The organism is Bradyrhizobium sp. B117 (assembly GCF_038969555.1).
Classification (GTDB): Bacteria; Pseudomonadota; Alphaproteobacteria; order Rhizobiales; family Xanthobacteraceae; genus Bradyrhizobium.
The window spans coordinates 9,328,884-9,349,406 of record NZ_CP152414.1; the positions used below are offsets into that span (position 1 = coordinate 9,328,884).

Here is a 20,523-nt window from a genome sequence, read left to right on the forward strand (position 1 = left end):
GGGAGCCCCTCGTGCCATGTGTTCATTCGCCGGCCGATGTCCATAGGCACTCGTTCATAACTCCGTGCACAGGCGAATGTGGCGACGCGGACGGCCGCCTTCGGATGGACCCGAATCAGCGCTAGTGCTTTGCCTTCAGTGATGTCCCCTGGACGAAAAGCAGCATGACCGGCGCCGAACTGAAGCAGCTCCGCAACGACCTCTCCGATGCCCTCGGGCGGACGCTCACTGCAGCCGATATGGCAAAGCTTTGCGGATTGCCGGAGAAGGGCGGCGCCGACACCATCCGGCGCTGGGAGGTGAGCGGTCCGTCACCGTCCGCGACCAAGGTGCTGCGCGTGCTCGCGATGGCGAGCGAGCGCTATCCGATCATGGAGAAGTTCGACATCTTCGATCGTCACGACGTGCGCGAGGAAGACCGGCCGGCCAGGCGCGCCGCGTTCCGCGAACAGATGCGCGACGAGGCGCGGCGGCGTCTTGGTTAACGGAAGCCGCGCGAAGGTTGCTCGATCGGCTTCGAATTAAGCCTTCCTTCAGCATTTCTTAAGCCGCCATTAAGCACGAAAATCATTTGCAGCCCAATACGTTAGGTTGGGTGCCGCTGTGCCACGGATGTGACAGCATTTTCGACAAAAGCGAGCTATCTGCAAAACCAACGCGGCGCGGACAGCGCGCCTGCCGGGGACCTTTAGTGCTGGAGTTTGGACTATGAAGAAGATTCTGATCGCGACCGTTGCGCTGCTCGTGGCGGGCGCTGCCGCGCCGGCCGTCGGCGCCGATCTCGGTAATCGCAATTACTACAAGACGCCCGCGCCGGCCTATGCCGCACCGATCTACAACTGGACCGGCTTCTATATCGGCGGCCATGTCGGCGGCGCGTTCTCCAGCGACAACAATTTCAACGGCCTCTCCACCGGCAACAACGGCAACGGCCGTTTCCTCGGCGGCGTGCAGGTCGGCGCGGACTGGCAGTTCAACCCGAATTTCGTGGTCGGCGTCGAGGGCCAATATTCCTGGCTCTCCGGCAGCGTCGGCGCGGTGTTCCCGGGCGGTATCGCCTACACCAATGACCAGCGCGGCCTCGGCTCGCTCACCGGCCGTGTCGGCTACACATGGGGTCCGGGCCTCGTCTATGTGAAGGGCGGCTACGCCTATTCGAACAACAACGAGAAGGTGACCGTCGGCGGCGTGCCGACCGCCTTCGTCATCGATGGCGATCACAAGAACGGCTACACCGTCGGCGCCGGCATCGAGTACATGTTCGCCCCGAACTGGTCGGCCAAGGCCGAGTACCAGTACTACAATTTCGGCGATGCGCACTTCACCGGAGGCCCGCTGACGGGCACCGGCAACTTCACCACCGACGACCACACCATCAAGGCGGGCGTCAACTACCGCTTCAATTGGGCGAGCCCGGCCGTCGCGCGCTACTGATCGGTTAGCAAAGTCTTATCCCGACGAAGGGCCGGCGTTCTCGCCGGCCCTTCTTTTTTCGCCCTGCGGAACCAATGCAAGCAATTGCACCAATTGCGATTTTTTAACCGGCCCTGCGGATACTGCGCGCCACAAAATAGAAGCAAGAGCGTGGGGGAATTTTCGATGGCGATCCGTCTGGGCGTTGGCCGCTTGCTCGGTCGATTCAAGCCTCGCTTCAAGATGCCGAAATGGGGCGTGCGCGGCAGCCTGTTTGCGGCCTTCGGCGTGATCGCGGGCATGGGCCTCGTGATCGCAGCCGGCGCTGGCCTCGCGCTGCAGAATCTCGGCGGACGCATGACCGAGCTGAGCGGACGTGACATTCCGCGCCTTGCCGCCAGCCTGCAATTGTCGGCCTTAAGCGCCAGCCTTGCGGCACAGGGACCGGCCCTGCTCGCGGCTCAAAGCGAGGAAGCCCTCAACGAGCGCACCAAGAAGCTCAAGGAATTGCAGGAGCAGACTCAGCAGAAACTCAACGAGATCATCGAGCTCGGTGCCGACAAGTCCGTCGTCGCCGGACTCAGCGACACGATGAAGAGCATCAACGAGGCGGCCCAGAGCCTGGCCAAGGCCGCCCGCGAACGGCTGGACATCGCAGCCCTCCATGACAAGCAATATGACGCGCTACGCAACGCGCAGGGCGCGTTCGTCGGCGCAGCCAGTCCGGCGATGCTGGAGGCGCAGACCCGCGTCAACGCCATTCTCGGCTCGGCAAACCTGTCGGCCGAAGATGCCACCGAAGCAGCGCAGACCGTCGGCCAGCTCGGCAACGTCGTCGCCAGCGGCAATCTCGCCGCCGCCGACATGAGTGCAGCACTGTCGGCGAGCACGAGCGACAAGCTCGACGACATCCAGAAGGAGTTCAAGACGGCCCAAGGACGCCTGCGGTCGAACCTCGATCTGCTGGCGGACAACGAGGGTAACAAGATGCTGCGCGCGACGGCGGAAAAGCTGCTTGCGCTCGGCACCGGCAAGACCGGCGTGTTCAATCTGCGTGAAAAGGAGCTCGACTCCATCGACTACGGCCAGACCATCCTGGACGAGACGCGCAAGCTCAATGTCGGCCTTGGCATCAGCGTGCAGCAGCTCGTCGACGGCGTGCAGAAGGAGACCAATGCCTCGACCTTCCAGGCCCGGCAGGAGATTTCGCTCGCGACGTCGGTCATGCTGGCGCTGGGCGCGCTGATGCTGGTCTGCTCCGCGCTGTTCGTCTGGCTCTATGTCGGCCGCAACATCCTGCGCCGCATCCGCGAGCTTCAGCGCGCCATGCAGCTGCTCTCGGCCGGCGACCTCGATACCGAAATCGTCCGCTCCCGTCAGAACGACGAGATCGGCGCGATGAAGGAAACGCTGACGGTGTTCCGCGCCAGCATGATCGAAGCCCGCGCATTGGCGAGCGAGCAAGACAAGGATCGCGTCGCCAAGGCCGAACGCGCCGCCCATATGGAAGCCAGGATCGCGGAGTTCGAGGGTGCCGTGCGAACCGCGCTCGACAATCTGGCGCAATCGGCCAATTCGATGCAGTCGACCGCGCAGAGCATGTCGAACACCGCCGACCAATCCAACGCGCTGGTGAACGCGGTCGCTTCCGCTGCGGAGGAGACCTCGGTCAACGTACAGACCGTCTCGTCAGGCACCGAGCAGCTGTCGTCCTCGATCGAGGAGATCAGCAAGCAGGTCGTCACTTCCGCCGCGATCGCCAAGAAGGCGGTCGACGAGGCCGGCGCCACCGACACCACGGTGCAGAGCCTTGCCGACAGCGCGAGCCGCATCAGCGTCGTCGTCGACCTGATCCAGACCATCGCCTCGCAGACCAATCTGCTCGCCCTCAACGCCACCATCGAGGCGGCGCGCGCGGGCGAGGCCGGCCGCGGCTTCGCGGTGGTCGCCTCCGAGGTGAAGAGCCTCGCGAGCCAGACCGCCAAGGCGACCGAGGAGATCCGGACCCAGATCGCCAGCATGCAGCAGGTCACGACCTCCGCGGTCGGCGCCATCCAGGGCATCGGCCGGATCATCGGCGAGATCAACGACGTCACGACGACGATCGCCGCCGCGGTCGAGGAACAGGGCGCGGCCACCCGCGAGATCGCCCGCAACATCCAGCATGCTGCGGGGGGCACCAGCGAGGTCTCCAGCAACATCGTCGGCGTCTCCACCGCATCGGCCGAGGCTGGCGCGGCGGCAGGCGAAGTGCTGAGTGCATCGGACGCGCTCCGCCGCGAGGCCGACATGCTGCGCGGGGAGATCGACGCGTTCCTCAACAACATGCGGGCGGCCTGATTGTCATTCCGGGGCGGCGCGTCGCGCCGAACCCGGAATCTCGCTCGACAACCTCCAGATTCGCGGGTTCGCGCTCACGCGCGCCCCGGAATGACTGCGTTTTTTGGCAGGCTTCAACCGGCACACGGAAATACACCGCCCGGAATGACCGCCATGCGGAGACCACGGCCCGTCCTTTTTCGGCTGGCGCACCGCCCGCGCTGGGTTTAAGCCGGTAGCATGAACGCAAAAACCGACACCGTGCAGTCCTCGGCCGAGGCGCTGCGCTATCCCTGGGACCAGCATCCCGGCCACGACGAAGTCGTCGAAGTCCGACCCGGCGTGTTGTGGGCGCGGCTGAAGCTGCCGTTCCGCCTCAACCATGTGAACATCTATCTGCTCGCCGACGGCGACGGCTATACGATGGTCGATGCCGGCTTCGGTAACGAGGAGACGATCGAGGCCTGGACCAAGCTGTTCGACGGGCCGCTGAAGGGCGTCAACATCACGCGGCTGATCGTGACGCATTCGCACCCCGATCATGTCGGTCTCGCCGGGTGGATCGTCGAGCGCTTCAACTGCCCGCTGGTGATGTCGCAGGTCGAATATCTGCAATCGGTCTATCACCAGAACCGCGGCACCGAGGAGCGGCGCGAGGCGCAGCGGCTGTTCTTCCGCCGCCACGGCATGGACGAGTCGCTCACCGAAAAGCTGCTCGGCCGCGGCCAGGATTATCTCAAGCGCGTCTCGGTGCTGCCGCCGTCCTACCGCCGCATCTCGCATGGCGACGAGGTCGTGATCGGCACGCGCCGTTTCAAGGTGATCACCGGCGGCGGCCACGCGCTCGACCAGGTGATGCTGTATTGCGCCGACGACAAGCTGTTCCTGTCCGCCGACCAGGTGCTGAGCAAGATTTCGCCCAATGTCAGCGTGTGGGCGGTCGAGCCCGACCAGAATTCGCTCGGCGAATATCTGGCCTCGCTCGCGAGCCTCACCACCACCCTGCCCTATGATCTGCTCGTGCTGCCCGGCCACGGCGTGCCGTTCTACGGCCTGAAGACCCGCATCAAGCAGCTCGCCGACCACCACGAGGAACGCTGCCGCCTGATCGCGGAGGCCTGCCGCGAGGTGCCGCAGACCTCGCGCGCCCTGGTGCCGGTCGTGTTCAACAAGCATGTGCTGGACGAGCACCAGATGGGCTTTGCCGCCGGCGAGCTCGTCGCTCACGTCAACTACATGATCGTCGAGGGCCGACTGACGGCGGAGACGAAGGACGGCGTGCTCCAGTTCAGGACGACGTGAGCTCTTTCTTCACCTCGCCCCGCTTGCGGGGAGAGGTCGGAATTCGCGCGTAGCGGATTCCGGGTGAGGGGGACTCTCCGCGAGTCCAATTCACCATCTTTGCCAAAGCAGCCCCTCACCCCAACGCTCTCAGCGCGAGCGAAGCTCGTCACGCCCCCGTAAGAACGGGGCGAGGGAGCGCAGCGGCGGCTCCAGCAGCTCACTTCATACTCGCGATCGCGTGCAGCGCGGCGATGTAGCCGAACGGCCCGAGACCGCAGATCACGCCGGTGGCCACGAACGAGATCTTCGAGTGGCGGTGATATTCGTCGCGGGCGTGGATGTTGGAGATGTGGACCTCCAGCACCGGGCCCTCGAACGTCTTGATCGCGTCCATGATCGAGACCGAGGTGAAGGACAGGCCCGCCGGATTGATGATGATCGCATCGGCATCCTGCCGGGCCGACTGGATCAGGTCGACCAGCACGCCTTCATGGTTGGACTGGTGGAAGGCGAGCTTGAGCCCGAGCTTTGCGGCGGCGTCTTCGCAGCTCGCATTGATCTCTGCGAGCGTCGTCGTGCCGTAGATGTGCGGCTCGCGGATGCCGAGCATGTTGAGGTTGGGACCGTTGAGGATCATCACGCGCTTCATGAAAAGGTCCTTTCGAAGGCCTGGTTTGAGCATGCTCTCAGGGCCAATGGCGCATGCGCTGCGAAAATCGGATTGGGTAAAGCCGGCGGCCGCGGTCAAGAAAGCGCGTGCCGAGCCGCGAAGGAAGACCAAGGCTGGCCAGACCCGCACGCGGTTAATGCTGCAAAGCAACATGACCTCTCGCGCGAGTTTGATCGGGATCAACTTTCAAATCGCACGATAGGGCATTTTGCCCAAATGCCCCTCACCCCCAAATGTGGGATAGCGCATAGACATTAGAGCTGGAAAAGCTCTAAGAAGATGCGGCCCTTTTGGTCAGTTCCGTCTCAGGTTTTGCCGATGGATTACAGCCAGTTCTTCAATTCCGCCCTCGATCGCCTCCATACCGAGCGGCGCTACCGCGTCTTCGCCGATCTGGAGCGCACCGCCGGCCGGTTCCCGCACGCGGTGTGGCACTCGCCCAAGGGCAAGCGCGACGTCGTGATCTGGTGCTCCAACGACTATCTCGGCATGGGCCAGCACCCGAAGGTGGTCGGCGCCATGGTCGAGACCGCGACCCGCGTCGGCACCGGCGCAGGCGGCACCCGCAACATCGCCGGCACGCATCATCCGCTGGTGCAGCTCGAGGCCGAGCTCGCCGACCTCCACGGCAAGGAAGCCGCGCTACTGTTCACCTCGGGCTATGTCTCGAACCAGACCGGCATCGCCACCATCGCAAAGCTGATTCCGAACTGCCTGATCCTGTCGGACGAGCTCAACCACAATTCGATGATCGAAGGCATCCGTCAGTCCGGCTGCGAGCGCGTCGTATTCCGTCACAACGATCTGGCTGATCTCGAAGAGAAGCTGAAGGCTGCGGGTCCGACCCGGCCGAAGCTGATCGCCTGCGAGAGCCTCTATTCGATGGACGGTGACGTCGCGCCGCTCGCAAAAATCTGCGATCTCGCCGAGAAATATGGCGCGATGACCTATGTGGACGAGGTCCACGCCGTCGGCATGTACGGCCCGCGCGGCGGCGGCATCGCCGAGCGTGACGGCGTCATGCACCGCATCGACATCCTCGAAGGCACGCTCGCCAAGGCGTTCGGCTGCCTCGGCGGCTACATCGCCGCCAACGGCCAGATCATCGACGCGGTGCGCTCCTACGCGCCGGGCTTCATCTTCACCACCGCGCTGCCGCCGGCGATCTGCTCGGCCGCGACCGCCGCGATCAAGCATCTGAAGACCTCGAGCTGGGAGCGCGAGCGCCATCAGGACCGCGCCGCCCGCACCAAGGCGATCCTGAATGCCGCTGGGCTGCCGGTGATGTTGAACGACACCCACATCGTGCCGCTGTTCGTCGGCAATCCCGAGAAGTGCAAGCAGGCGTCCGACCTGCTGCTCGAAGAGCACGGCATCTATATCCAGCCGATCAACTATCCGACCGTCGCCAAGGGCACCGAGCGGCTGCGCATCACGCCCTCGCCCTATCATGACGACGGCCTGATCGATCAGCTCGCCGAAGCGCTGCTGCAAGTGTGGGATCGCCTCGGCCTGCCGCTGCGCGAGAAGTCGCTCGCGGCGGAGTAGGCGCTTTCGCCGCTCTCCGAATAACTCTCACCGAGCCCGGGGCTACCCCTCTCCCCGACCCTCCCCCACAAGGGGGGAGGGAGCGAGGCAGGTGTGCCTACCTTACGTTGATCTGTCGCCCCGACCTGGCTCGTCGCCGCCGCGACAATCGGCACTCTCTCTGTTCCCTCCCCCCTTGCGGGGGAGGGTCAGGGAGAGGGGTGCCACACGGGGACTCTCTCGGTGGGCCAAGACGCCCCAGGCGACGCACCTTAACGACACCCCCAGTTCCCGCTCCTGCCCTGCCATTTCGCTGTCGCCTCCACCGGTCCAACGCGCTAGATTTGCAGGGAAAATGAGATCGGGCGCCTCGCGCGCCCAGGAAGAAGCACGCTCGCCATGCTGCACGACTGGGGCGTGATCGCCGCCGCCTTCGGCTATATCGGCTTCCTGTTCCTGGTGGCGAGCCATGGCGACCGCCGCTCGCCGGCGGGGCCCGGCCGCGCCTCGGGGCTGATCTATCCGCTGTCGCTGGCGATCTACTGCACCTCCTGGACCTTCTTCGGCTCGGTCGGCTTCGCCACCCGCACCTCGACCGACTTCCTTGCGATCTATGTCGGCCCGATCCTGATGATCGGGCTTGGCGCCGGCGTGCTCCGCCGCGTGATCCAGCTCGCCAAAACCCACAACATCACCTCGATCGCCGACTTCATCGGCGCGCGCTACGGCAAGAGCCAGGCGGTGGCGGCAACCGTGGCGCTGATCGCGATCATCGGCTCGGTGCCCTACATCGCACTCCAGCTCAAGGCGGTGGCGTCCTCGCTGGAGACCATCCTCAGCGAGGACCAGGCGTTCTCCCACATCCCGATCCTGGGCGACATGGCGCTGATGGTGACGCTGGCGATGGCGGCCTTCGCGGTTCTGTTCGGCACGCGGCAGACCGACGCCACCGAGCACCAGCACGGATTGATGCTGGCGGTCGCGACCGAATCCATCGTCAAGCTGGTCGCCTTTCTCGCCGCCGGCATCTTCGTCACCTTCTGGATGTTCTCGCCCCATGAGTTGATCGAGCGCGCGATGAAAACGCCGGAGGCGGTGCGCGCCATCAACTATTCGCCGTCGATCGGCAATTTCCTGACCATGACGCTGCTGTCGCTGTGCGCGGTGATGCTGCTGCCGCGCCAGTTCCACGTCAGCGTGGTGGAGAATTCATCCGATGCCGAGGTCGGCCGCGCGCGCTGGCTGTTTCCGCTCTACCTCGTCGCCATCAACGTGTTCGTGATTCCGATCGCGCTCGCCGGTCTCGTCACCTTCCCGTTCGGCACGGCTGAACCGGACATGTATGTGCTGGCGCTGCCGATGGAGGGAGGCGCGGACCTGCTCAGCGTCGCCATCTTCGTCGGCGGCCTGTCGGCGGCAACCGCGATGGTAATCGTCGAATGCGTCGCGCTGTCGATCATGGTCTCGAACGACCTCGTGGTGCCCCTGGTGCTGCAACGGCGGCCGGAGGGACGCACCGGCGGGGCCGATTTCAGCGACTTCCTGCTGCGCTCGCGGCGCCTGGCGATCTTCGCCATCATGGTGATGGCCTATTTCTACTATCGCGCGCTCGGCAACACCCAGCTCGCGGCAATCGGCCTGCTCTCCTTTGCCGCCATCGCCCAGCTTGCACCGAGCTTCTTCGGCGGTCTGTTGTGGCGGCGGGGGACCGCGCGCGGCGCAATCGGCGGCATGATGGTCGGCTTCGCGGTGTGGCTCTACACGCTGTTCATGCCGAGCTTCATGGATTCCTCGACCACAGGCATCCTGCTGCTCCAGCACGGCCCGTTCGGAATCGAGGCGCTGCGCCCGCAGGCCTTGTTCGGCGCCGACCTGCCGCCGTTGATGCATGGCGTGATCTGGTCGCTGTCGCTCAACATCCTCACCTATGTGCTGCTGTCGCTGGCGCGCCAGCCCTCGTCGATCGAGCTGGTGCAGGCCGATCTGTTCGTGCCCAACACGCTCGCGCCGATCTCGCCGAGCTTCCGCCGCTGGCGCACCACCGTCACGGTGCAGGACATCCAGACCACGGTCGCGCAATATCTCGGGCCGGACCGCGCGCGGCATTCGTTCGAGGCCTTCTCGGCCAGACGCAACATGCGGCTGGAGCCTGCGGCGCCTGCCGATTTCGAGCTGTTGCAGCACGCCGAGCACCTGATCGCCTCCTCGATCGGTGCGGCCTCCTCGCGCCTCGTGATGTCGCTGCTGCTGCGCAAGCGCACGGTGTCGGCGAAAGCCGCGCTGAAGCTGCTCGACGATTCCCATGCCGCGCTGCATTTCAACCGCGAGATCCTCCAGACCGCGCTCAACCACGTGCGTCAGGGCATCGCGGTGTTCGACGCCGATCTGCAACTGATCTGCTCCAACCGGCAGTTCGGCGACCTCCTCAACGTCCCCCCGCATTTCATCCAGTTCGGCACGCCCTTGCGCGAGATCCTGGAATTCATGGGCGTGAGCGATCTGGCCGGTGACACCGATCGCGAGGCGATGATCGAGCAGCGGCTCGTGGCCTACACCACCGACAGCGAGCCCTATCTGGAGCGCCTGCCGGAACGCCACATGGTGATTGAGGTGCTGACTAACCGCATGCCCGGCGGCGGCTTCGTCATCACCTTCACCGACGTCACGCCGACCTTCGAGGCTGCGGAAGCCCTGGAGCGTGCCAATGCGTCGCTGGAAAAGCGCGTGCGCGACCGCACCGAGGAATTGACGCGGCTGAACTCCGAGCTGGCGCGGGCCAAGAGCGCGGCGGAGGACGCCAGCAGCTCCAAGACACGCTTTCTTGCAGCCGCCAGCCACGACATTCTCCAGCCGCTGAATGCGGCGCGGCTCTACATCACGAGCCTGATCGAGCGCCAGCACAGCGGCGAGGAGACGCGGCTGGTCGAGAACATCGACGAATCGCTGCAAGCCATCGAGGAGATCCTCGGCGCGCTGCTCGACATCTCGAGGCTCGATGCCGGCGCGATGGCGACCTCGATCTCGAGCTTCAGGATGGCAGATCTGATGCGCTCGCTGGAGATCGAGTTCGCGCCGATCGCGCGCGCCAAGGGTCTCGCGCTCGCCTTCGTGCCCTGCTCGCTTCCGGTCGAATCCGATCGCCTGCTGCTGCGGCGCCTGCTCCAGAACCTGATCTCCAACGCGATCAAATACACCCCGCGCGGGCGCGTGCTGGTCGGCTGCCGCCGCCGCGGCCCCTCGCTCAAGATCTGCGTCTACGACACCGGCGTCGGCATTCCCTCGGCCAAGCGCGCCGAGATCTTCAAGGAATTCCACCGCCTCGAACAGGGCGCGCGGATCGCGCGCGGCCTCGGGCTCGGCCTCTCGATCGTCGAACGGCTGGCGCGCGTGCTCAAGCACGGCATCGCCATCGACGGCAACAAAAGCGGGGGCTCCGTGTTCTCCGTGACGGTGCCGACGGCGAAGGCGGTCACACATACGGCCGCCGTGACCAGCGCGACGCCGCTGGCCCGCACGCCGATCTCGGGCGCCCTGATCGTCTGCATCGAGAACGACGCGGCGATCCTCGACGGCATGCGCACGCTGCTGAAAGCCTGGGACGCCGAGGTGATTGCGGTCGCCGATCCCGAGGGTGCGATCGCGGCGATCGAAAAAGCCGGCCGCCGCGTCACCGGCCTGCTCGTCGACTATCATCTCGACCGCGGCAACGGCATCGCCGCGATCCGCGACATCCGCCGCCGCTTCGGCGATACCATCCCCGCGATCCTGATCACCGCCGACCGCAGCCCCGCCGTGCAGGTCGCCGCCCGCGACGAGAAGATCGCGGTGCTCAACAAGCCGGTGAAGCCGGCCTCGCTGCGCGCCCTGCTCGGCCAGTGGCGCACCCAGCAGATGGTGGCGGCGGAGTGAGACGCGCGGACGTTCAGAAGTCCGTGGAGACGCTGAGCGCGCGCCACCTCTCCAGCTCGTCGAGACGCTGCCGGTCGGTCGCCGCGATGGCGCTGACGGCATCGCTGCCGAGCGCGATGCGCAGAGGCGGGCGATCCATGTTGGCAAGCTTCAGCACGACAGCAGCGGCCTTGGCCGGGTCGCCTGGCTGGCGGCCATCGTAATCACGCTGCATCCGGACGGCGGCGCCGACCACCGCGTCGTACTCCGGACGCCCCTCGTCGGTGTCATGCGCGGCCTGAGCAAAGCCCGTTCGGAAACCGCCGGGCTCGACGATCGTCACATGCACGCCGATCAGCGCCATCTCGCGCGCCAACGATTCCGAGAATCCCTCGATTCCCCATTTCGCGGCCGAATAGGCCGCTCGGGCCGGAGCACCGATCCGCCCGCCAACGGACGAGACCTGCACGATGTGCCCGCGACGCTGCTGGCGCAGCACGGGAATCGCGGCCTTGGTGACGATGATGGTGCCCATCAAGTTCGCTTCGATCTGCCGCCGGTACGATGCCAGGCTCGTATCCTCGACCGATCCAAGATCGCCATAGCCGGCATTGTTCACGACCACGTCGAGACCACCGAATGCTTCCACCGCAAAGCCGATCGCCGTCTGCGCGGCGACCTCGTCGGTCACGTCGAGCGTTGCAAGCCGCAGCCTGTCGCCAAAGCGTTCAAGCAAGGCTTCGAGCGGCCTCGTGTCCCGGGCCGATGCAACCACGCGATCTCCCGCCGTAAGCGCCGCTTCGGTGATGGCGCGGCCGAGCCCGCGCGAGCTGCCGCTGATGAACCAGGTCTTCGACATGACCGTCTCCCGAGCGCTCAGGGCGCGAGCCGCGTGAACACGTAATCGCGGCTCTTGGCGCGGGCCTCGTGGCAGCCCCAGCAGGTGCGGTGCTGCGCCTCATCCACCGGCTTGCCATTGACGAAGCGGCCAAAGCCCCAGCCACCGGTGGAGGCATATTTTTTGGCGTCCTTGACCATCACCTGCACCGTGGTGGCGGCGCCGGGAATTGTCGCGGATGCGAACTCGGGCGACTGTTTCCGCTTCCAGGCGCGCTTGACCAGAATGGTGCCGTCGGGGAACGGCAGCCTGCCGGCCTGATAGGCCTCGATTGCGGTCTGGTTGCCGACAACAGCGCGAAGCTCGTCGAGCGGCGCGGCCTCTTCGGCCGGCGCGATCAGCTCCCACTGCTTGTACCCGTCAGGAATCGTGACGCCGAAGATCGGCGAGGCGTCGGCCGGATTGCTTTGCGCCGGCCCTTCAGCAAGAGCGATCGAGACCAGATAGGGCACACAGGTCAGGAGAACGACAAGAAGCAGCACGGCCAATGTGATCGCCGTGGCGCCGAAGCGCTTTTTCATTTCAGGTTCGCTGGACGTCATGAGGTTTCTTTATGCTTGGGGCGCGGCACGTCCTCGGTCCAGCCGCGCTGGACCGAGGCGTCAAATGAATGCTCAGGTGCCCTCGGCGTCGATGACAGCCTTGGCAAACGCTTCCGGTGCCTCCTGCGGCAGATTGTGACCGATGCCGCCGGTGATCAGGCGGAAATCGTACCGGCCCTCGAACTTCTTGGCATAGGCGCTGGGATCGGGGTGCGGCGCGCCGTTGGCGTCGCCCTCCATCGTGATCGTCGGAACGCGGATCACGGGAGCTGCGGCGAGCTTCTTTTCGATCTCCTCGTACTTTGCTTCGCCCTGGGCGAGCCCGAGCCGCCAGCGGTAATTGTGGATCGTGATCGCGACATGATCCTTGTTGTCGAGCGCCGCCGCGCTCCGGTCGAACGTCGCGTCGTCGAACTTCCATTGCGGCGAGGCAAGCTTCCAGATCAGCTTTGCGAAATCATGCGTGTACTTCTCGTATCCGGCGCGGCCGCGCTCGGTCGCGAAATAGAACTGGTACCACCATTGCAGCTCGGCCGACGGCGGCAGCGGCGCATTTCCCGCGGCCTGGCTCGAGATCAGATAGCCGCTGACCGACACCAGCGCGCGGCAGCGCTCCGGCCACAACGCAGCGATGATGTCGGCGGTGCGCGCGCCCCAGTCGAAGCCGGCGACGACCGCCGTCTTGATGTCGAGCTTGTCCATCAGCGCGATGATGTCGACGGCCATTGCAGCGGGCTCGCCGTTGCGCGGCGTCTCGCTGGAGAGGAACTGCGTCGAGCCGTAACCACGCAGATATGGGATGATGACGCGATAGCCGGCCTTTGCCAGGATCGGCGCGACATCGACGAAGGCGTGAATGTCGTAGGGCCAGCCGTGCAGCAGGATCGCGACGGGACCGTTCGACGGGCCAGCCTCGGCATAGCCGACGTTGAGGACGCCGGCATCGATCTGCTTGATCGGGCCGAAGGACGCGTTCGATGCTCGGGATCGCTGCGCTTCGGTTTGGGCGAGGGCGAGGTCGATCACGCCGAGGCCGACGGCGACGGTCCCTGCGGCGACGCCAAAAAACTTGCGACGATGCTGGTCGATGAGCTGCTTCATGATGGTGCTACCCGGTTGGTGGTTGGTGATGGTCAGATCAGTGCGACCGTGACGTCGATATTGCCGCGCACGGCCCTGGAATAAGGACAGGTCTGGTGCGCCTCATCGACGATGCCGCGCGCGACCTCGTGATCGAGGCCCGGCAGGCTGACATTGAGGCGCGCCCGCAGAGCGTAAGTGCCATCGTCATGGAGAAGGTCGATTTCCGCATCGATCGCGCTTTTCCTGGGAAGCACGATTTTGCGCTTCCGCGCGGCGATCTCCATGGCGCCTTCGAAACATGCCGACCAGCCGGCCGCGAACAACTGCTCGGGGTTGGTGCCGACGCATGCTCCGCCCGGTGGCGACAATTTGACATCCAGGCGGCCGTCGGAGCTGCGGGACATGCCGTCCCCTCGTCCGCCGCTGGTGTGGGTCCTCGCCGTGTAGATCAGCTTTGCCGCTTGCGTCATGAAAGTCTCCTTGCCGTCGCGCACCTGACTAGCAGCCACCTCCGCAGCGCGCCCGTTGGGAGTTGTGAGAAATTGTGAGACCGGCAGGGAACCCGGTCGGGGAGGCCCTGCAGACGCGGTCTGATGCCGATGCAAAGCCGGTCTTGCCGGATCGACGCCCGCTCGTTATGCGGTCCTGCAAATGAGCAAGATTTCGTGATGACTGAACCGGCCGCGCCCGCGGCATCGACATTGTCGTTCGGGCCATTCATCGTGACGCCGCATGAGCGGCTCGTCACGCGCGACGGCGTCGCGCTGCCGATGGGTGCCAAGAGCTTCGATACGCTGATCGCGCTGATGTCGCAGCCGAACGAGGTCATCAGCAAATGGGACCTGATGGCGCAAGTCTGGCCCGGCATGGCCGTCGAGGAAGCCAATCTGCGCTTTCACATTGCGGCACTTCGCAAAGCCCTCGGCGACGGCAAAGACGGCGCGCGCTACATCACCACGCTCTCCGGCCGCGGCTATTGCTTCGTTGCGCCGATCTCGCAAGCGGAGATTCAGGCAGAACGTCGCACAGCACCGCGGCGCGAGCTGCCGCCGGTGAAACTGCCGAACCGGCTGCAGCGGATGGTCGGGCGTGACGATGCGATTGCAGCCATCTCTGACAGGCTCACGACCTCGCGATTCGTGACGATCACCGGCCCCGGTGGGGTCGGCAAAACCGCTGTCGCCGTGGCGATTGCTTACGACCTGCTCGAGACATTCTCCGGCGCCGCGCACTTCGTTGACCTTGCTGCGCTAAGCGATCCCGATCTTGTGACCACCTCGATCCTGCTGATGCTGGGCCTGCCGGCGCAGGCCGACGACCCGCTGCCCGCGCTGCTCGCCCATCTTCAGGACGAGCGGATGCTGCTGATCCTGGACAATTGCGAGCATGTCATCGCCGCTGCGGCGTCGCTCGCAGCGGAGATTTTCCACGCCGCGCCGCATGTCCATATCCTCGCCACGAGTCGCGAAGCCCTGCGCGTCGAGGGCGAGCAAGTCTATCGGCTGGCGCCGCTTGCCGTTCCGCCCGACGGCAGCGAGCTGACGGCGACGACAGCACAGACCTATCCAGCGCTGCAGCTCTTCCTCGAGCGGGCGTCAGCCGGCGGCGCGCAGATCGCGCTCGACGATGCCAATGCCGCGATCGTCGCGAACATCTGCCGCAAGCTCGACGGCATGGCGCTGGCGATCGAGCTCGCCGCGGGCCGGGTCGAAGCCTACGGCCTGGAGCAGACGGCCACGCTGCTCGACGAGCGTCTCAATCTGCTCTGGCAGGGCCAGCGCACCGCGCCACCGCGCCAGAAGACTTTGCAGGCGACGCTGGACTGGAGCTACGGCCTCTTGTCCGACACCGAGCGCCTGGTGTTGCGCCGCCTCGCGGTCTTCGCGGGCCACTTCACCATCGACGCCGCGCTGGAGGTCGTGCCGGACGAGCGCGTCGACCGCTCCCGCCTGTTCGACGCCATCGACAGCCTCGTCGCCAAGTCGATGGTCGCACCGCGCCCGATCGGCGCCATGATGCGCTATCGCCTGCTCGACACGACGCGGGCCTATCTGCTCGAGATCGAGCCCGACGAGGCGGCACTCGCGGCCCGCCACGCGACCTACTATCGGCGATGGCTGGAGCAGGCCGGGACGATATGGGCCACCGTGCCGAGCGCCGACGAGCGCGCGATCCATTTCTCCGCGCTTCACAATGTGCGCGCCGCGCTCGACTGGTGCTTTGGCGCGGGCGGCGATGCCGGCATCGGCATCGCGCTCGCGGCCTCGGCATCCCCGTTGTTCCTGGCGATGTCGCTGCTGATCGAATGCCGGCGCTGGTCGGAACGGGCACTGCTTGCGATCGATCCGTCCACGCGCGGCAGCGCCGAGGAAATGCACATCCAGGCCGCGCTCGGCCTGACCTTGATGTTCACGCGCGGCGGCAGCGAAGCAGCGCGTGGGGCACTGGCGAGAGGTCTTGCGATCGCCGAAGGGCGCGGCGATGCGCCGAACCAGCTCCAGCTGCTCGGCCGCATGCATATCTTCCACGAACGAATGGGACAGTTCGACGCCGCGCTCGGCTATGCCCAGCAGAGCCTCAAGGTCGCCGAAGCTCTCGGCGATGCCGCTTCAATTGCGCTCGCAAGGTCGCTCCTGGGTGTCTCTCTGCATCTGGCCGGCGAGCATCGCGACGCGCTGACGATGCTGGAAGCGGCTTGGCAGGGCCCCGGCACGGAGCGCATCAGCACGGTGTACGGCTTCGATCACCGCAACCGGGCCGGCATCTCGCTGGCACGAGAGTTTTGGTTGCAGGGCCGGCCCAAGGACGCTTCACGACTGGCGCAGCAGACGATCGCCGAGGCTGCGCAGATGGACCATCCGATCACGCTCTGCATCGCGCTGATCTGGGCAGTGTCGATCGATCTCTGGAACGGAGATCTCGACGCCGCCGAAGCGAACATCGACCGTTTCATCGCACATGCCAATTCGCGCTCGATGGGTCCGTATCTCGCAGTCGGCCGCGGCGTCAAAGGCGAATTGGCGATCCGGCGCGGCGATGCCGCGGGCGGTGTCGAGACGATAAGCGCCTGCCTGGGCGAGCTTCACGACGCAGGCTACGAGCTGCTCACCACGACCCTCAACATCGCTCAGGTCCACGGCCTGCTGGCGCTCGGCCAGATCGAGCAGAGCGCACGCCAGATCGACGACGCGATCCACCTCGTCGAGCAAAACGGCGATCATCTCTACATGCCCGAACTGCTGCGGATGAAGGCCAAGGTATTGCTGTCGCTACCGGAGCCGAATACCGGGGACGCGGAGGCCTGCCTCATGCGATCGCTGAAGCTCAGCCGCGACAAGGGCGCGAAAGCCTGGGAGCTGCGAGCGGCGATTGATCTTGCGCAGCTTCTTGCTGAACGGCGCAGCCGCAAGGACGCAAGGCAATTGCTCCAAGCGGCGCTCGAAGGTTTCGCCGATGGCTCCGAAACGGCCGATATCAGGGCGGCCGACGCGCTGCTGTCGACGCTGTAGCGGACTAAAGCGCGATGAGATCAGGACGAATCGTCATCGCGCTTTAGGTTATTGTTTGAGCATGATCTTTTCGGAAAACCGCTGCGCACTTTTCCGGATGATGCTCTACCCCGTCGGGGTGCCCTGCTTCCACTGGCCGCCGGCGATCTTGGCCGCCGCGATCACGGCCTGGGTGCGGCTCTCGACGCCGAGCTTTTGCAGGATCGCCGAGACATGCGCCTTGATGGTCGCCTCGGACACGCCGAGCTCATAGGCGATCTGCTTGTTGAGCAGCCCTTCCGACAGCATCATCAGCACCCGCACCTGCTGCGGCGTCAGCGTGACCAGGCGGTCGCGCAGGCGCGTCGTGTCGGGATCGGCGGCGGCGGAGAGGTCGGTGTCGGCGGGAACCCAGACGTCGCCCTCCATCACCTTGAGGATGGCGTCGCGCAGCGTCTCGACGCCGAACCGCTTCGGAATGAAGCCGGAGGCGCCGAAATCGAGCGAGCGGCGGATCGTGGCATTGTCGTCGGAAGCCGAGACGATGACCACCGGGATCGCCGGATATTGCGCGCGCAGATAGATCAGGCCGGAAAAGCCGGAGATCCCGGGCATCGAGAGGTCGAGCAGGATCAGGTCGACGTCGGAGGCCTGTTCCAGAAGCCCGGTCAAATCCTCGAACGATCCGGCCTCGTCGATCCTGGCCGAGGTCAGGACGCCCGCTACCGCCTGCCGCAGCGCGTCGCGGAACAAGGGATGGTCATCGGCAATGACGAGATGGGTCGAGGGAGCGTTCATCGTTCTCTTGCTGGCAATCACCGGCCAGTAAGCCGGTCCGGGGCCTCGGTCAATTCTTCCCCGACCCGCCGTGGCATGCAAGCAGACAATATCCCTTTGCGGGAACGGGGTTAATCCAAAGTCGAGCACTATCGTGCCGGTTGGAGGCTGCGCGCCGTCAGGTGCGCGTCAGTGCGCAAGGCCGAAAGTCGTATTGGGGCGGGTTTCACGCCGATGTTACCTTGCGGGCAAGACCTGGGTTGATCCGGCATGTTCGGACATCCGGGGCGCGAGGAAACGCATTTCGGGGAGCGACTCAACATGTCGACAATGGCTGTGTCTCAGACAGGCGCGGGAGGGATGACGAAGGACGAACGTTTCGTCATTCTCGCCTCCTCGCTCGGTACCGTCTTCGAGTGGTACGACTTCTATCTCTACGGTTCGCTCGCCTCGATCATCGGCGTGCAGTTCTTCTCGGACTATCCGCCGGCCACACGCGACATCTTCGCCCTGCTTGCGTTCGCTGCGGGCTTCCTGGTCCGGCCGTTCGGCGCGATCGTGTTCGGCCGTGTCGGCGACATCGTCGGCCGCAAATATACCTTCCTCGTCACCATCCTGATCATGGGTCTGTCGACCTTCATCGTCGGCCTCTTGCCCAGCGCGGCGACGATCGGCATCGCGGCGCCGATCATCCTGATTGCGCTGCGCCTCGCCCAGGGCCTGGCGCTCGGCGGCGAATATGGCGGTGCGGCGACCTATGTCGCGGAGCACGCGCCGAACGGCAAGCGCGGCTACTACACCTCCTTCATCCAGACCACCGCGACGCTCGGCCTGTTTCTGTCGTTGCTGGTGATCCTGTTCACCCGCACCGCGACCGGCGAGGCCGAGTTCGCGAAGTGGGGTTGGCGCATCCCGTTCCTGGTCTCGGTGCTGCTGCTCGGCATCTCGGTCTGGATCCGGCTCCGCCTCAACGAATCCCCGATCTTCCAGAAGATGAAGGATGAAGGGAAGAGCTCGAAGGCGCCGCTGACGGAAGCCTTCGGCAACTGGCAGAACGGCAAGCTCGTGCTGCTCGCGCTGCTCGGCGGCGTGATGGGCCAGGGCGTGGTCTGGTACACCGGCCAGTTCTACGCGCTGTTCTTCCTGCAATCGATCCTGAAGGTCGACGGCTACACCGCCAACCTCCTGATCGCCTGGTCGCTGCTGCTCGGCACCGGCTTCTTCATCGTGTTCGGCATGCTCTCCGACCGGATCGGCCGCAAGCCGATCATCCTCGGCGGCTGTCTGATCGCAGCGCTGACGTTCTTCCCGATCTTCAAGATGATCACCACCAACGCCAACCCGGCACTGGAAAAGGCGATCGAATCGGTCAAGGTCGAGGTGGTGGCGGATCCCGCAGGCTGCGGCGACCTGTTCAACCCGGTCGGTACCCGTGTCTTCACCGCACCTTGCGACACCGCGCGCGCCTACCTGTCGCAGTCGTCGGTCAAGTACTCGACCACGTCGGGCCCGGCCGGCTCCGGCGTCAAGGTGGTGGTGAACGGCAAGGAAGTTCCGTACGCGACCGCCAAGGACAGCAACCCCGCCGTTCTCGCCGCGGTGCAGGCGGCCGGTTATCCCAAGACCGGCGATGCGGGCATCGTGAAGATGGCGCATCCGTTCGACATCTTCCGTCCGCAGGTGGCCGCGACCATCGGGCTGCTGTTCATCCTGGTGATCTTCGTCACCATGGTGTACGGCCCGATCGCCGCGATGCTGGTCGAACTGTTCCCGACCCGCATCCGCTACACCTCGATGTCGCTGCCCTACCACATCGGCAACGGCTGGTTCGGCGGCCTCTTGCCGGCAACCGCCTTCGCAATCGTGGCCTCGACCGGCGATATCTATGCGGGTCTCTGGTACCCGGTCGTCTTCGCGGCCATCACCGTCGTGATCGGCTTCCTGTTCCTGCCCGAGACCAAGGACGTCGACATCAGGGCGACCTGATCGACGCTAGCGATCGACAATACGAACCGGCCGCGGAGCGATCCGCGGCCGGTTTCATTTTGGAAAGCTATTGATTGCTGCCGATGAATTGCAGCACCACCTCGCGCCGGTGCGGGCGGGCGCGATGCTCGATCAGGTAGATCGCCTGCCAGGTGCCGAGCGCGAGCCTGCCGTTCAGGACCGGCACCTGAAGCGAGGTCTGCGTCAGCATCGTCTTGACATGCCCGGGCATGTCGTCCGGTCCTTCGGTGTCGTGTGTCCAGCCGGCATTCTCGGGCGCAAGACGCGACAGTGCCGTGGTGAGATCGACCAGCACGGACGGATCGGCATTCTCCTGGATCGTGAGCGAGGCAGAGGTATGACGGATGAACAGCGTCAACACGCCCTCACCCGCGCGGGCCTCGTCGATGAATTTCGCGGCTTCGCTTGTGAGATCGGTGAAGCCGCGGCCCGGCGTCTGCACCGTCAGCAGCGACGATGCGATCGTGGTGGCTTGCACCGACGACGGCGCCGAGCGGGTCATGGATTTGGCTGATGTCATCGAAGTCTCTCAACTCTGGAAGCTGCCGTAGGGTGGGGCAAAGCGGCTTGTCCGCCGTGGCTCGAAGAGCGAAGGCGGAAGCGTGCCCACCAATCTGCGCGACGATA

General features: G+C 65.2%; 15 protein-coding genes. 8 read left to right on the forward strand and 7 right to left on the reverse strand.

The window, feature by feature from the left end; all coding sequences use genetic code 11:
• The first annotated feature begins 164 nt into the window (after positions 1–164).
• The 4 genes from AAFG16_RS44320 (at position 165) to AAFG16_RS44335 (ending at position 5,034) form a co-directional block, all read left to right on the forward strand.
• Positions 165–485, forward strand: coding sequence for a hypothetical protein (locus AAFG16_RS44320; protein ID WP_283082451.1), 321 nt, complete (start codon positions 165–167; stop codon positions 483–485).
• A 223-nt stretch (positions 486–708) separates the two neighbouring features.
• Positions 709–1,434 carry an outer membrane protein gene (locus AAFG16_RS44325; protein WP_342735404.1) on the forward strand — a complete coding sequence of 242 codons (726 nt, stop codon included), beginning with the start codon at positions 709–711 and terminating at the stop codon, positions 1,432–1,434.
• A gap of 165 nt (positions 1,435–1,599) precedes the next feature.
• Positions 1,600–3,753 carry a methyl-accepting chemotaxis protein gene (locus AAFG16_RS44330; protein ID WP_342735406.1) on the forward strand — a complete coding sequence of 718 codons (2,154 nt, stop codon included), beginning with the start codon at positions 1,600–1,602 and terminating at the stop codon, positions 3,751–3,753.
• Between the two features lie 219 nt (positions 3,754–3,972).
• Positions 3,973–5,034: an MBL fold metallo-hydrolase gene (locus AAFG16_RS44335; protein ID WP_342735408.1), complete on the forward strand. Its 1,062-nt coding sequence runs from the start codon at positions 3,973–3,975 to the stop codon at positions 5,032–5,034.
• A gap of 199 nt (positions 5,035–5,233) precedes the next feature.
• On the opposite strand, the gene aroQ is transcribed toward AAFG16_RS44335, so the two are convergent.
• Complete coding sequence (gene aroQ, locus AAFG16_RS44340) at positions 5,234–5,665, reverse strand: type II 3-dehydroquinate dehydratase (protein WP_283082455.1); 432 nt, start codon at positions 5,663–5,665, stop codon at positions 5,234–5,236.
• Between the two features lie 339 nt (positions 5,666–6,004).
• Here aroQ and hemA point away from each other — a divergent pair, with 339 nt between their 5' ends.
• Together hemA and AAFG16_RS44350 are read left to right on the forward strand one after the other, a co-directional pair.
• Positions 6,005–7,234, forward strand: coding sequence for a 5-aminolevulinate synthase (gene hemA / locus AAFG16_RS44345; protein ID WP_342735410.1), 1,230 nt, complete (start codon positions 6,005–6,007; stop codon positions 7,232–7,234).
• Between the two features lie 378 nt (positions 7,235–7,612).
• Positions 7,613–11,122: a PAS domain-containing hybrid sensor histidine kinase/response regulator gene (locus AAFG16_RS44350; protein ID WP_283082457.1), complete on the forward strand. Its 3,510-nt coding sequence runs from the start codon at positions 7,613–7,615 to the stop codon at positions 11,120–11,122.
• A gap of 13 nt (positions 11,123–11,135) precedes the next feature.
• On the opposite strand, the gene AAFG16_RS44355 is transcribed toward AAFG16_RS44350, so the two are convergent.
• The 4 genes from AAFG16_RS44355 to AAFG16_RS44370 all read right to left on the reverse strand — a co-directional run bounded on the left by AAFG16_RS44355 (position 11,136) and on the right by AAFG16_RS44370 (position 14,094).
• Positions 11,136–11,960: an SDR family NAD(P)-dependent oxidoreductase gene (locus AAFG16_RS44355; protein ID WP_342735413.1), complete on the reverse strand. Its 825-nt coding sequence runs from the start codon at positions 11,958–11,960 to the stop codon at positions 11,136–11,138.
• A 17-nt stretch (positions 11,961–11,977) separates the two neighbouring features.
• Entirely contained in the window at positions 11,978–12,541 is a 564-nt protein-coding gene (locus tag AAFG16_RS44360) for a cytochrome P460 family protein (protein WP_283082459.1), read from the reverse strand.
• A gap of 72 nt (positions 12,542–12,613) precedes the next feature.
• Positions 12,614–13,642 (reverse strand): alpha/beta hydrolase, encoded by a 1,029-nt coding sequence (locus tag AAFG16_RS44365; RefSeq protein ID WP_283082460.1) that lies wholly within the window; start codon positions 13,640–13,642, stop codon positions 12,614–12,616.
• Positions 13,643–13,674: 32 nt separating this feature from the next.
• Positions 13,675–14,094 (reverse strand): organic hydroperoxide resistance protein, encoded by a 420-nt coding sequence (locus AAFG16_RS44370; protein WP_342735415.1) that lies wholly within the window; start codon positions 14,092–14,094, stop codon positions 13,675–13,677.
• 198 nt (positions 14,095–14,292) lie between these two features.
• Between AAFG16_RS44370 and AAFG16_RS44375 the strand changes: the two genes are divergently transcribed.
• Complete coding sequence (locus AAFG16_RS44375; protein ID WP_342735417.1) at positions 14,293–17,133, forward strand: winged helix-turn-helix domain-containing protein; 2,841 nt, start codon at positions 14,293–14,295, stop codon at positions 17,131–17,133.
• A gap of 105 nt (positions 17,134–17,238) precedes the next feature.
• Here AAFG16_RS44375 and AAFG16_RS44380 read toward each other — a convergent pair whose 3' ends face one another.
• A complete protein-coding gene (locus tag AAFG16_RS44380) occupies positions 17,239–17,910 on the reverse strand; it encodes a response regulator transcription factor (RefSeq protein WP_283082463.1) in 672 nt (223 codons plus the stop codon).
• Positions 17,911–18,249: 339 nt separating this feature from the next.
• On the opposite strand from AAFG16_RS44380, the gene AAFG16_RS44385 reads away from it, so the two are divergent.
• Positions 18,250–19,875 (forward strand): MFS transporter, encoded by a 1,626-nt coding sequence (locus AAFG16_RS44385; protein ID WP_283082464.1) that lies wholly within the window; start codon positions 18,250–18,252, stop codon positions 19,873–19,875.
• A gap of 67 nt (positions 19,876–19,942) precedes the next feature.
• Here AAFG16_RS44385 and AAFG16_RS44390 read toward each other — a convergent pair whose 3' ends face one another.
• Complete coding sequence (locus AAFG16_RS44390) at positions 19,943–20,416, reverse strand: secondary thiamine-phosphate synthase enzyme YjbQ (RefSeq protein WP_342735420.1); 474 nt, start codon at positions 20,414–20,416, stop codon at positions 19,943–19,945.
• Positions 20,417–20,523 lie beyond the last annotated feature (107 nt).

Bases quoted from the DNA above. Each gene is read 5' to 3' on its own strand.
- AAFG16_RS44320 (WP_283082451.1), top strand. From the start codon at position 165: ATGACCGGCGCCGAACTGAAGCAGCTCCGCAACGACCTCTCCGATGCC.
- AAFG16_RS44325 (WP_342735404.1), top strand. From the start codon at position 709: ATGAAGAAGATTCTGATCGCGACCGTTGCGCTGCTCGTGGCGGGCGCT.
- AAFG16_RS44330 (WP_342735406.1), top strand. From the start codon at position 1,600: ATGGCGATCCGTCTGGGCGTTGGCCGCTTGCTCGGTCGATTCAAGCCT.
- AAFG16_RS44335 (WP_342735408.1), top strand. From the start codon at position 3,973: ATGAACGCAAAAACCGACACCGTGCAGTCCTCGGCCGAGGCGCTGCGC.
- aroQ (WP_283082455.1), bottom strand. From the start codon at position 5,665: ATGAAGCGCGTGATGATCCTCAACGGTCCCAACCTCAACATGCTCGGC.
- hemA (WP_342735410.1), top strand. From the start codon at position 6,005: ATGGATTACAGCCAGTTCTTCAATTCCGCCCTCGATCGCCTCCATACC.
- AAFG16_RS44350 (WP_283082457.1), top strand. From the start codon at position 7,613: ATGCTGCACGACTGGGGCGTGATCGCCGCCGCCTTCGGCTATATCGGC.
- AAFG16_RS44355 (WP_342735413.1), bottom strand. From the start codon at position 11,960: ATGTCGAAGACCTGGTTCATCAGCGGCAGCTCGCGCGGGCTCGGCCGC.
- AAFG16_RS44360 (WP_283082459.1), bottom strand. From the start codon at position 12,541: ATGACGTCCAGCGAACCTGAAATGAAAAAGCGCTTCGGCGCCACGGCG.
- AAFG16_RS44365 (WP_283082460.1), bottom strand. From the start codon at position 13,642: ATGAAGCAGCTCATCGACCAGCATCGTCGCAAGTTTTTTGGCGTCGCC.
- AAFG16_RS44370 (WP_342735415.1), bottom strand. From the start codon at position 14,094: ATGACGCAAGCGGCAAAGCTGATCTACACGGCGAGGACCCACACCAGC.
- AAFG16_RS44375 (WP_342735417.1), top strand. From the start codon at position 14,293: ATGACTGAACCGGCCGCGCCCGCGGCATCGACATTGTCGTTCGGGCCA.
- AAFG16_RS44380 (WP_283082463.1), bottom strand. From the start codon at position 17,910: ATGAACGCTCCCTCGACCCATCTCGTCATTGCCGATGACCATCCCTTG.
- AAFG16_RS44385 (WP_283082464.1), top strand. From the start codon at position 18,250: ATGACGAAGGACGAACGTTTCGTCATTCTCGCCTCCTCGCTCGGTACC.
- AAFG16_RS44390 (WP_342735420.1), bottom strand. From the start codon at position 20,416: ATGACATCAGCCAAATCCATGACCCGCTCGGCGCCGTCGTCGGTGCAA.